This window comes from Alteromonas sp. IB21 (assembly GCF_016405965.1).
GTDB lineage: Bacteria > Pseudomonadota > Gammaproteobacteria > Enterobacterales > Alteromonadaceae > Alteromonas.
In genome coordinates this window covers 61,575-74,162 of the sequence record NZ_JAEFCD010000009.1, presented here as the reverse complement: position 1 = coordinate 74,162, position 12,588 = coordinate 61,575, and the positions used below count along the sequence as shown (strand labels likewise).

General features: G+C 45.9%; 9 protein-coding genes. 3 read left to right on the top strand and 6 right to left on the bottom strand.

From position 1 onward, the window contains the following. Positions 1–60 precede the first annotated feature (60 nt). Entirely contained in the window at positions 61–1,059 is a 999-nt protein-coding gene (locus tag JC525_RS08190) for a LysR family transcriptional regulator (protein ID WP_198815384.1), read from the bottom strand. A 251-nt stretch (positions 1,060–1,310) separates the two neighbouring features. On the opposite strand from JC525_RS08190, the gene JC525_RS08185 reads away from it, so the two are divergent. Then, positions 1,311–1,826 (top strand): lactoylglutathione lyase family protein, encoded by a 516-nt coding sequence (locus JC525_RS08185; protein WP_198815383.1) that lies wholly within the window; start codon positions 1,311–1,313, stop codon positions 1,824–1,826. A 125-nt stretch (positions 1,827–1,951) separates the two neighbouring features. On the opposite strand, the gene JC525_RS08180 is transcribed toward JC525_RS08185, so the two are convergent. From JC525_RS08180 to JC525_RS08165, 4 genes are all read right to left on the bottom strand, one after another. Beyond that, positions 1,952–2,593 carry an MBL fold metallo-hydrolase gene (locus tag JC525_RS08180; RefSeq protein ID WP_198815382.1) on the bottom strand — a complete coding sequence of 214 codons (642 nt, stop codon included), beginning with the start codon at positions 2,591–2,593 and terminating at the stop codon, positions 1,952–1,954. A gap of 3 nt (positions 2,594–2,596) precedes the next feature. Further along, positions 2,597–3,970: an APC family permease gene (locus tag JC525_RS08175; RefSeq protein ID WP_198815381.1), complete on the bottom strand. Its 1,374-nt coding sequence runs from the start codon at positions 3,968–3,970 to the stop codon at positions 2,597–2,599. Positions 3,971–4,000: 30 nt separating this feature from the next. Next, positions 4,001–5,692: an amidohydrolase gene (locus JC525_RS08170; protein ID WP_198815380.1), complete on the bottom strand. Its 1,692-nt coding sequence runs from the start codon at positions 5,690–5,692 to the stop codon at positions 4,001–4,003. A gap of 101 nt (positions 5,693–5,793) precedes the next feature. Further along, positions 5,794–6,834 (bottom strand): serine/threonine dehydratase, encoded by a 1,041-nt coding sequence (locus JC525_RS08165; protein WP_198815379.1) that lies wholly within the window; start codon positions 6,832–6,834, stop codon positions 5,794–5,796. 264 nt (positions 6,835–7,098) lie between these two features. Here JC525_RS08165 and JC525_RS08160 point away from each other — a divergent pair, with 264 nt between their 5' ends. Further along, a complete protein-coding gene (locus JC525_RS08160) occupies positions 7,099–10,110 on the top strand; it encodes a sensor domain-containing protein (protein ID WP_198815378.1) in 3,012 nt (1,003 codons plus the stop codon). Between the two features lie 12 nt (positions 10,111–10,122). Next, positions 10,123–10,497 (top strand): PH domain-containing protein, encoded by a 375-nt coding sequence (locus JC525_RS08155; protein ID WP_014950757.1) that lies wholly within the window; start codon positions 10,123–10,125, stop codon positions 10,495–10,497. Between the two features lie 152 nt (positions 10,498–10,649). Here JC525_RS08155 and JC525_RS08150 read toward each other — a convergent pair whose 3' ends face one another. Then, positions 10,650–12,515: a S8 family serine peptidase gene (locus tag JC525_RS08150; RefSeq protein ID WP_198815377.1), complete on the bottom strand. Its 1,866-nt coding sequence runs from the start codon at positions 12,513–12,515 to the stop codon at positions 10,650–10,652. Positions 12,516–12,588: the final 73 nt, after the last annotated feature.

Here is a 12,588-nt window from a genome sequence, read left to right as displayed (position 1 = left end):
TCAAAAAGCTTGGTGCTTGGTTGGCAATCCAACTTAATAATGTACTCTGACCCCCAGGCTTCACCCCAATACTTGTTTGATGGCTCGTTTTATTACTTGGTAGCGGGCGGGCAGTTCGCTGTGTGCGGTTTGAACGCTGTAAAGAGGTTCGGTTACGTCGTTTGTTCCGTTGTATACAGTGAGTTTGTTTGCAAAGCTAACAAAGTCTAGCGTGCTGGTGGGGAGCACGGTGAAACCCAGTCCTTCGCTTACCGGCAGCAGAATTTGCGAAAGCTGGTTAATGTAGCCGGCATGAGGCAGCTTATTCGGGTTAACGTTAGCTAATTCAGGTTCTCCGCAATCATTAAAGTAGCGCTGTAAGTAATGTATCGCATCGGGGTGATTGATTAGCCCTAAAGTGTTGATAATGTCTTTTAAAGCGCTCGTATCATTTAGTTCAAGGTTTCCATCTCTAGATAAGCGTTGTGTCTTAGCATTAGCAAGCGGAGTAGCGCGTTGCTCGTTTTTAGATGAGTTTGAAGACTTTTCTTCAAGCGCACTCGATAAGCTACGGGGTAGTATAATCCCTAATGCTTCCTCGCCTAAGTATTCGCTATGTATATCCTCGCTCTCTGGCTGGTTTGTCACAATACCAAGTTCAAGCGTATTGTTCGATATGCCTGATAAAATTGTGCGGCGAGGCGCGACTTCCACATGAATGTTAAGCCCGCTATGCTGTTTTTGCAGTACCAAAAGAGCGGGGTAAATACGCTGAGCAATTGCACCTGAGCAGGCCACAACGCACTTACCTTCAAAAGGGGCGTCAAACTTTAAGCTGGCAATAAAATTTTGTTCTTTTAACTGCTGCTCTTTGGCGTAGTGGTAAACACGCTGGCCCTGTTCAGTAAGCTGAATCCCTTTTCCTAAGCGGACTACTAATTCACACTGGCATACCTCTTCAAGTTTTTTAAGGTGCTGACTTACTCCCGGCTGAGTCATAAAGCGTTGCTCTGCAGTGCGAGTAAAGTTCCCCGTTTCTACTAAAGTGACGAAGGTGTCTAGCCAAATAGGATTTATCATTGAGGTATAATTTTAAATTATCATATTTAGAAAATATCATAATTTCATGTTTTTTCTTTGTCTAGCTACTATGTATGCACGTTCACTTAAGCGGTGTTCGAGATGGTCTTCTAGCGAGAAGGTTTGTAACAACGTCTATATCAAACGCGTATTTGAGCCTGCATTGGTCTTGCTTTGATTTGGGCACCCAAACAGCCAAGAAGGCGGCCGCTTAAGCCATTTTGTTAACTTGCACTACAGAGGAGTAAGTGATGACTGAATCAGTAAAAACACCGTATCCACGTACGTTTTCTCATATTGGTATTTCAGTACCTGACTTAGAAGCTGCCGTAAAGTTTTACACCGAAGTACTTGGCTGGTACCTCATCATGAAGCCCACCGAGATTGTTGAAGATGATTCGGCCATTGGTGAAATGTGTACTGACGTATTTGGCGCAGGTTGGGGAAAATTCCGCATTGCGCATCTTTCAACAGGTGATCGTGTTGGCGTTGAAATCTTCGAGTTTAGCAACCAAGAGAACCCAGATAACAACTTTGAATATTGGAAAACCGGTATCTTCCATTTCTGTGTTCAAGACCCAGATGTAGAAGGCTTGGCCGAAAAGATTGTTGCCGCTGGTGGCAAGAAGCGTATGAAGGCGCCGCGTTACTATTATCCCGGTGAAAAGCCCTACCGCATGATTTACATGGAAGACCCGTTTGGCAACATTCTTGAAATTTATAGCCACAGCTATGAATTACACTACGCAAGTGGTGCTTACGAATAAGCGGTTGAGCTAGCGTAATTTGAGTTGACACCTGTGGTTAACGAAGGCTGCTAGCGACGAAATACCGAAAAGGCGAGGACGCTGCAGTTAAACGCCTCGCCTTTTTCATTTTATTAGTACTTAGGCTACCCAAACCTGCCAGACACATAAGGATTCGAGGCCTTTTCAGTCGCAACGGTAGTGGTTGGTCCGTGGCCCGGGTAAATCGTCATATCATCGGGCAATACCATAATTTTTTGCTTGATAGAGTCGATAAGTTGCTGATGATTACCTTGTGGAAAATCGGTTCTGCCGATTGAGCCCGCAAAAATTACATCACCCACGATAACGCGATTGCTTGATCGCTCTACCAACACCACATGTCCTGGCGTATGGCCCGGGCAATGCAGCACCTCAAGAGTCAAATTTCCTACCGATATCGTGTCGTTGTCGTTTAACCACTCGTTAGGTGCAAAGGGCTGAGCGGGTGGAAAGCCAAACATCTGGCTTTGCTGCATAAGTGCATCTAACCAGAATTTATCGCCAATGTGAGGCCCAACAATGGGTACACCATAATGTTCTGCGATGGCGACAGTGCCGCCAACGTGATCTAAGTGTCCATGAGTGAGAATTATTTTTTCAATACTCACGCCCTTATTTGTCGCAGCTTCAATAAGCTTTTCAATGTCGCCGCCTGGGTCGACAAACGCGCCTTTGTTAGTGGATGAGTCCCAAATTAACGAGCAGTTTTGGGCAAAGGGCGTAACCGGTATAACTTGAATTTCCACTGTTTAACCTTTTGATACTTTGTTGCTTGGAGTGAAATGGAAAAGCGCAAAATAGAGCAGTGCGCCAACGGCTAATTCGCCGAGTAAAAACAACCATGCGTTGGTTGACGACTGTGCAATAGACCATGCGCAAACCGCAAATGCGACAAAGGGTATCAAACGCTTTAACAAGTTTGTAGGACTGACTTTTGAGCCTGCAGCGCGTTGAAAAGGAGTATTCTGCTCAGACGCGCCACGCAAAGAAGCCTGCTGCGCTTTTATCAGCACGACCACACACATGGCATAAACCACAAGTCGAGCAAGCACACTGGAAATAGCCAGCCACACAAAGCTGCCGCTAAGCGCCATAGCACCAGCAAAAAGACCAAGTACTAATATGGACAAATAAGGCGTTGCAAACTTGTTGTGAACCCTTCCCAGTGTATTACCTAGCTTTCCAGGAATGAGTGACTGCTGCGCCATAGAATAGGTAAGGCGGGATGTGGAAATCATATTTGCCAGCAAGTTTCCGGCAACCGAGACTACAGCGGTTAGGGTCATAACAAGCGCCCCGGTTTCGCCGAATATCATATTGGCGAGTGCGATAAGCGGTGCGCTATCGGGCTTCTCCGGCCCGACGGTATGCCAATAAAGCCACTGCACGCAAAAATAAAATATGGCAATGCCTGAAACAGTAAGCATTAACGCGCGAGGTATTGTTTTTTTCGGTGAATTGGTTTCGCCACTTGTCACCACCACAGTTTCAAAACCAATAAAGGCATAAAGCGTAAGTAGGGCGCCGGCTGATATGGTATCAAATGCTGGAATAACTGGAGCAGCAGAGCTGGTTAATGCAGTAGAAAAGTCTAGCTGCCAATAGCCCGCTATAATCAATGCCACGAAGGGCAACAGCTTAAGCACCGAGATAGTATCGAGTGATCGCATGGCGGCTTTAAGTCCGACAATATTCACGAGAATCAATGCTGTTGTCAGTACAATAATCGCAAATGACTTACCTGACCCTGTATTAATTTCCGGCCATATATAGCCTGCGTACAGCAATAAAACATGCATATTAGCGGCTATAGCGGTGGCGCGAGCGAGGTAGTAAACAAAGCCGGTTTGAAACGCAGCGGCGTCGCCAAACCCTTTGCGCGCATATACTACAGGCCCACCGGTTTCCTGGTACAGGGCTGCCAACTGCCCAAAGCACCACACAATGGCAAGCATGAGCGCGCCAAAGATCAAAAAGATATAAGGGCTAAAGGCACCGAGCTCTGCGGCCATTTTGGCGGGCAGCGCAAAAATACCTGCCCCAATTAGCCCGTTTAATACCAAAAGGGCAGCGCCAATACTGCCGATGCCTTTGGTTAAAAGCCCTTTATTTGAACTACTCATTATTAATGCTTAGCTTCTCTTTAATCAACGCTATTGTTTCGGTGCTTGCTTGGAAAACATTTGTTCACCCGCCACATAGGTTGCGTGTACTTCTGTTTTCCAAATGTCCTTGGCATCAATAGTGAAAATATCTTGATCAACTAGGATAAAGTCTGCCCATTTGCCTGGCGTTAACGTACCTAACGAATCCTCCATATGCCCCGAGTAGGCCGCATCGAGCGTAAAACCTTTAAATGCTTGTTTAACAGTTAATGCTTCATGGGCGTACCACCCCTTTACCGGCTGGTTATTTCTGTCTTGACGGGTAACCGCCGCGTGAAGACCGTAAAACGGGTTGGCTAATTCAACCGGAAAGTCAGACCCTAAGGGCAATGCGATACCAGAATCTAAAAGCGTCTTCCACGCGTAAGCCCCTTTCATACGGTCTTTACCAATGCGATCCTCAGCCATGTTTTTATCGCTGGTAGCGTGAGTAGGTTGCATGGAGGGAAGTACTTTTAACGATGCAAAGCGCGCTAAATCGTCTGGAGCGATGACTTGAGCGTGCTCAATACGATTGCGCAATTCGCTGCCGCCGATGTTTTCAAAAGTGGCCTCAAATTCATTCAACGCAACATGGTTAGCTTTGTCGCCAATGGCGTGGTAGTTAAGCTGAAAGCCTGCGCCGATAACGGTAGTGAAAAGCTCTGTCATGTCCTCCGGTTGTGTCAGCAATAGGCCATGTTGATGAGGCGCATCTGAGTAGGGTTCTAGCAATGCGGCGCCTCGGCTACCTAGTGCGCCATCGCCATAAGCTTTTACCGAACGAATGTACAGAAAATCGTCTTCATCGCGTATTGGTCCATTACCCAACATCGTTGAAAGTTCAGGGTCAGTAGCGCTTACCATAGCGTAAATACGCACCGGTAAATCACCTTCCACGGCCTCTTTCAAATAGAAATCGTAAACATCTCTGCTCACGCCGGCATCGTGCATTGACGTGATACCATTTGCTAGTAAGTGCTCACCTGCAGCATTGAGTTGCTGTTCATATATTGCATTGCTGGCTTTAGGTAAATGTTCTTCAATGAGTAGTGATGCGTTGTCAATGAACACGCCGGTAGGGTTGCCGTTTGCGTCTTTTATTATTTCGCCGCCAACGGGGGATTTGGTGTCTTTAGTGATACCAGCTAGCTCCATGGCTTTAGTATTCACCCAGGCTGCATGGCCATCGACCCGAGTAAGGAATACCGGCCTGTCAGACACAACCTTGTCTAAATCTGTAGCGGTTGGAAAGGCCCTGTCAGACCATAATTCTTGATTCCAGCCACGTCCGGTAATCCAAGTTTGCTGTTTATTTGCAAAGGCGTATTCGGCAACCGCTTTGGCTGCGTCTTGTGCACTTTTACTTTCACGCAAGTCTACTTCTAGTAAGTTTGCTCCTAAGCCAAGCAAATGACCGTGAGCATCAATAAGCCCTGGCAGCATCACTTTGCCAGCGCCATTAATAGTCTCGTCGATGCTAGCTTTAATATCAGGCGCTGTTTTATTTACGTCCAGGGCGACCACTTTACCCTCATCCATTACAAGGTTTTTGAACGAAATAAGTTCGCCAGCCTCATTAAGCGTATACCCTTTAACATTTTCAACGAGAGTAGCCGCGCTAGCGCTTCCTATGGCTGCAAAAGACAGTGCAGTGAATAATGCAGAGCTTATGGCGCCAAGTCTTAATGGTTTTCTCATTTTTGATTTACGTAAAGTAGAGTTCATGGAGTTTTCTGCCTTCATTTAATTATTCTAAGATTGTTATTCTGCGTAACTTGTATCGTTATACTTTGAGTTTTTTACGCTTCCGCCTCGCTCGTTTCTGCAAGCTCGTCGGCGTCGCTGAAATCGAGAATAGGGGGCTGTAATAAAAAGTCACGTTCCCATATTTTTGCCATGCTCGACTGGCTAATGTTTCCGCCGCTTAATATCACCAACGCAGTTTGACCAGAAGGCGTGTTTGCTGCCCATGCTGCAACCGCAGCCATAGTCATGGCACAAGTTGGCTCAATGTGAAGTTTCAGTAAATGATGAAGCCATTGAGTCCAGTAAGCAATTTGTAGCTCATCAACTTCGTAAAAATCGTCAAGTTCTTGGAGAAGCGGGAAAGTAACGTCACCCACAGAAGGCGTAGCGGCGCCATCTGCCAAGGTGTCTGGTGCATGATCTAAAGCAACAATTTCCCCGGCCTGAAGCGACATTGATGCATCATTGGCTTCAGCCGGCTCAGCCCCAATGACCAAGGCGTCTGGTTGCAGCGCGCGAGTCGCCAACAGTGTACCCGACAATAATCCGCCACCGCCGCATGGCGCAAAGACGGCATCTACCTTACCAACCTCATTAAGTGCCTCAAGCGCCACGGTGCCTTGCCCGGCCACAATATCCTCGTGATTGAACGGGGGGATCCAGACAGTATCTGGCGCTTTCGATGCTTCTTTCACCGCAGTGTCGGCTTCTAGGCGGGTGGAAAATAGCTTCAATTCAGCACCATAGCTTTGTGTGGCCGCGGCTTTAATAGGAGATATCGTTTCGCTTGCAAAAATTGTCGCTCTAACACCGAAGTGAGCGGCTGCATAGGCTACCGCCTGCGCATGATTCCCAGAACTATTTGCAACCACATGCTTCGGTAAACGGCCTTCATCTTTTAAACGGGCCAAAAAATTCATTGCACCACGAATTTTGAACGCTCCGATGGTTTGCAAACATTCCGCTTTAAATAGAATACGATTGCCCATCCATTGGTTAAGTAACGAAGATTCCACGATAGGAGTTTTCTTTACGTTATGTTTTATACGCTCGTAAGCAAGCTTAATACTGTCAAAGCTGGGAGGTGTTCTCATTTTCTGAATGCTCTTTTATTCTTTATTTTTCAATGCATACAAGGTTTTAGCATTTATGCCAAAATTGCAAAAGCTACTTTAAGTCTCTGTCAGGGTTTATTTTAACTCTCGCTGAGTGGGTAATTATCTATGCGGACTAGTATTATACAGTGCCAGATACTTTTCTCTTATGCCAGTATCCTCACCGCATCGTGTATAAGGCAATTCATATTTATTTCATAATTCTACTTTAGTATACAGCGTGTAGTTTTCGGAGATAGATACATGTTGAGCAAAATAAACCATCGCATTTACGCCCTGCCTGCGGTGTTATTTCTGCTTCTTTCTTTAATCTTCATATCCACAGGCGCCTTTATTCAAAACGACGAACGTGCAGCCCGAGTCTCTAAAGCCCAGTCGGTTGCCGAACAAGTAAAAATCAGCCTTGAAGTGTTTTCAAGTGAACGCATTAAGGCGCTGTATAATCTTATGCAAAACTGGCCTACCTTTGAGCCAAACCAAGTGGACTGGTTTAATGCTCAAGCCCTATCTTTAATGGGAATGCAGCAGGGCTTTTCTTCGTTAGTGTTTGTTGATGCGAGTGGAAAAATCGCTTGGGTAACAGCGCCCAATACTGGTATCAAGACGCGCATTGACAATACGCTTATTGGGAAGCCAATGGAGGCGCTAGGATTGAACGTCTCCAGCCTGTCTGAAGATTTAGAGAGTACACTGCTTTATTCTCAAGAAGCTGAACATCATTTTATCGTGGTAGGCAGAGCCATTAGCCCACAAGAGCCAGCGCACGGCTATTTAATAGCGGGTTTTGATGTTCAAACCATATTAGAGGTAATGCTGGGTGAATTAGTCGGCCCTCAGTTTAATTTCCAAATTCATTCTGACGACGCCACACTATTTCAAAGCGGCGAATTTGCTGACGACGGCACGGTTGTTTCTTTGGCTCCCTTTACTTTTTTAGAAAGAGACTTTTATCTTTCTATGCAGTCACAGCTAAGCCCTTACAACGCAGGGCTCCTCATCATACTAACGGGTTTGCTTATGTCAGCGCTGGTCAGCTATGTACTGTACAAACAGTTGAAGGGGGCGGTTAGTTTATCGCTCAGTCAGCAGCGTTACCTAACCGCAAGCGAAGCCTCTCTTGATGCACTGCTCATATACCAGCCCATAGAAGACGACTTTTCACTTGTCGAAGCCAATTCATATACCCGCTATCTCTTTCGCGGGGCGTGTGATGTGCTGCGCTCTATGACACTGTCAGAGCAAATGCGATATTTAGGATTAAGCAACGAATACAACAATGCGCAAAACGTATATAAAGATGGTGTGCCTTATGAAGCCCATATTGCCATTGAAAGTGACGAAGTCAGCCCAGAATGGATAAAAGTTCAGGTGGTAAAAGCGGGGGAGAATATCGCTTTAACAATAAGGGATGTTACCGAGCGCTTTCGTGTCCAAAATGATCTTAAACGCAGCGAGGAAAAATACCGTCGCTTAGTTGATGGAATGCATAGACATTTTGTTTATACCAAAACCGTAGAGCACAATTTTATCTACGCGAGTGCTGGTATAGGAAAGATTCTTGGCTTTTCTGCGGATGATTTCTGCGTGAATGAATCACGCTATGTACGCCAGATACCAGATGAGACTTTTGAGATACGTCAAACCATTGCTCGTGGCGAGAAGCCTGAACCTTATATTGTACATTATCAAAGCAAAGTGGGAGAGACGGTGGCGCTGGAGTTCTCTGACACGCCAATACTCAATGAAGCAGGCATGTTGGTGGCGGTTGAAGGTATAGCGCGAGATGTAACCAAGGAGTTAGCGCTTCAGGAAGAAGTCCACTTTCAAGCAAATCATGATCAGTTGACAGGTCTTTTCAACCGTTATGCTTTTGATGAAAAGTTAAGAGAGATCCTTGACGACACCCATCGGGAAAGTAAGCAAAACGCGGGTAGCAAAAACGTTAATCACGCCGCGCTAACAGATTACAGGATGTTAAGCCGCGCGGGTTACAATGAAGTGACCTTTCTAAACATGCCTCGTACTCAGAACAAACAAAGCGTGATGTGCTTTATCGACATGGACCGTTTTAAATTGGTCAACGATAGCTGCGGTCACCCCGCGGGCGACAAGCTATTGAAAGAGATATCTACCATATTCAGGCAATATGTAAACGGGCAAGACTTGTTAGCGCGAATAGGTGGAGATGAGTTCTGTATTATATTTCGTCATCAAAGTTTAGACGAGGTGACCAAGCGTCTAGACAAACTATTGTTGGCTATCTCCAATTACCGTTTTGTATACGATGATAAACTCTTCTTCGTCGGTGCAAGTATTGGCGTAATAGAAATAAACGAAAGTACACAAAGTGCAGAAGCCTTAATTAAAGCAGCCGACAACGCCTGCTACAAAGCTAAGAATCTGGGGCGAAATCGTTACTTTGTTTTTCATGACAATGATTCCCAAATGGCTATCGACGATAGCGAAAATCAAGTACTGCATGCCTTACACCACGCGCTGCAAAACGATGGCTTTGAATTGTATAGCCAAGCTATCATGCCGCTTAATGTGCCTAATGAAGATAAAGCGGGACACCTTCAACATTATGAAATATTGCTTCGTCTAAACGCTAGAGAGGGCGGTCTTATCAGCCCGGGATTATTTATCCCGTTAGCTGAGCGCCACGGTTTAATGAATAAAGTGGATTTGTGGGTAGTGGATAACACCCTTAAAACCCTTGAAAGCAACCCAGCGCATATTGATAACGTTGGCAAAGTGGCCATTAACTTATCGGGCATAACGCTAGGTGATGAGATGGCTCTTCATAAAATTACGCAAAGAATGCAAAGCACGTCGGTACCTGCAGAGAAGATTTGCTTTGAAATAACAGAGACAACGGCGGTAACTAATTTAAGTGCTGCTAAACACTTTATATCCACGCTGCGCGATTTAGGTTGTCGCTTTGCCTTAGATGATTTTGGTGCAGGTATGTCGTCGTTTACTTACCTTAAGCACCTTGACGTAGACTACGTGAAGATAGACGGTTCCTTTGTGCGAAACATTGTTCACGATCCAATTGATCATGCTACAGTTACTGCGATTAATAATATTGCGCACAGTATGGGTAAACAAACGGTAGCTGAGTTTGTGGTAGACAATGCTACCGCAGAAGTGCTTAGAGAGCTTAAAGTCGACTACGGTCAAGGCTTTGCTCTAGATAAACCCAAACCGCTGGCGCATAGAGTTCAATGGCGAGTAAAACTTGCCTCTGCCTAAAAGGAAATACTTATGGGTTTATTTGATACCATTATGGGTAACGCAAGCGAGACGAGTGCTTCAGATGTGCAAGAGGAGCTGACGCCCATACTCGCGGCTAATGAGACCGTGACCTCTGCGTTTAAATTAGTGCGCGATTTAAGTGTATTCACGAACAAGCGTTTAATTCTTATTGATAAGCAAGGGCTTACTGGGCGCAAAGTGAACTATCACTCTATTCCTTACAAATCGATTACGCAGTTCATCGTTGAGACGGCAGGACATTTTGACACCGACGCTGAGCTTAAAATTTGGTTGTCGGGTAAAGCCGATCCTATTGAGATTGAGCTGAGTGCGTCGTCTGCGCAGGCGGTACAGCAAAACCTAGCAACCCAGATGTTTAGCTAGGCACTATTGCTAAGCTAATTTATGGCTAATAAAAAGAAAGCGGGCAGTGTAATAAACTGCCCGCTTTTTTAGTTTCTTTCTTTAAGATTTAGTTTCAACAAGGGTTTGCAAATAATTGCAATTTCATGGCAGAAACATAATCTATAAAAGGCTTAGAAAACCACGCTAACACTTGCTGAACAGGTGGTTGTGCCTGCTTCACACACTTGGTAACTGTAACTGCCACCGCCTTTTGAGCTAAGAGCATCGGTATACGCGCCGTCGTTTGCTGTGGTAGCAATAACACTTCCGTTGCGATATACATCAACATTTGACGACGTAGCATCAGTCCAAGAAAGATCCACAAACTGTGCGCCCTTAGCTTTGTAACCAGTCGCTGTAAGCGTTAAATCACCCGTGCCGCCTGTATCACCGCCGCCATTATCACCACCACCATTGTCACCACCGCCGTTGCCGCCAGCGCAGCCATTTTGCGTAAGGTAAGCATTCATATCGGCCGCTTGAGCGATACCATAGCCAAAGAAGTCGTCTTTTCCTGCGGCGCCTGCGTCCATTGCAGTCGCTTTAAGCGCGCTACGGATCTCTTCACCTGTACACGTTGGGTGATTTGACCATACCAGCGCAGCAATACCTGCAACAGCAGGTGTCGCCATTGAAGTTCCGCTCATGTAGCCGTAGTCACTTGCGCCAATTGAAATGTCGATAGTAGATGCTGCAACTAATGCGCTTCTATCTTCGAACGCTGCTCCTACAGCAGGGATTGAGGTATTGTTAGTATCACCTAGTGTGCCGTAAAGCATGCCAGGTTCGTTGTTGATAATAACGGCACCTACACCACCAGATAGTTCACAATTGTTCACTTTGTCGTAGAAAGACACGCTACCGCGGTCAATAACACAAACTTTGCCCGCTGCGCCAGCATCTACCGCATCACCTAAGCCTAGGAAGTAAGTCGCCGCTGATACCGAGCCTGTGTTTTCCATCGCTGATGATGCAAAGCCAACACCGTCAGCGCTCATTGCAGATAGAGATGCACCGCCTGCAGGATAGGTTGAAAGGGTGTCTACGCCTCCTGCGGTTACCTCAACACAGATAGTTTCGTCGGTAGTAACGCGCTTACCGCGGCCCGAGCTACACGATGGATATTGAGAAAAGTCGGCAATATTGTTATCGGCATCGTTTGCGCCAATCATCATCACTGACGAGTAGCCCGCAGGATAAGAACGAACGCTATTGCCGTCATTGCCCGCAGCAGCCACAACTAAGCCGCCCGCTGCAACAAAGTCTTTAAACGCATTTTCTTCTGTAGAGTTTGCGCCACCGCCACCAAGGCTCATGTTTATGATGTTAGCACCAGCCTGAGAACAAAGCTGTGCTGCTTGTGCTAAATCTGATGAATAGCCCCAGCCAGAAGCGTTAAACACCTTGATGATGTGCATATCAACACCAGGTGCCATACCCACTACACCAAAGCCGTTATCAGCCGCGCCGATGGTACCGGCTACGTGTGTGCCGTGAGGACCACCATTTTCAAACCAATTACCAGTGCCAACATCATTATCACCGGTAATTGCAGACCAGTTGAAATCAGCATTCGATGAATCTAGCCCTGAGTCAATAACACACACTTTCATGCCTGCGTTGCTATCAAATGCAACTTGATCAGCCTGCGATTGATAAACAGCATATGGCGTTAATTGAGTTTGTGTCGGGTCCCCAGCGTCATCGTTAAATAATGCCATTGGGACGCGTTTTAGGTCAGCTTCAACTAATTTAACGTGTGGGTTGTTAAGTAAGCCTTTCACGTCACTCAAAGATTTACCGCTGAACGTCGCAGCGATAAAGCCATCGGCATCAACGTGAATTTCTGCCCCAGATTGTTTTGCCAGTGCTTTGACAATGCCTTTTGCGTTGTTGTCTACCTGAATGATGTAACGGTCGTTGTCTGCTAATGCGCCAAAGCTTGAAAGTGCTAAGCCAGCCGCGATTAAAGAAGGGGTAAATTTATTATTTTTCATAGGTACCACTCTGTTTCACCTGTTGTTTAATCCCACTTTTTTGATTATTTTTTGTGGTGGGTAAGCAATATGC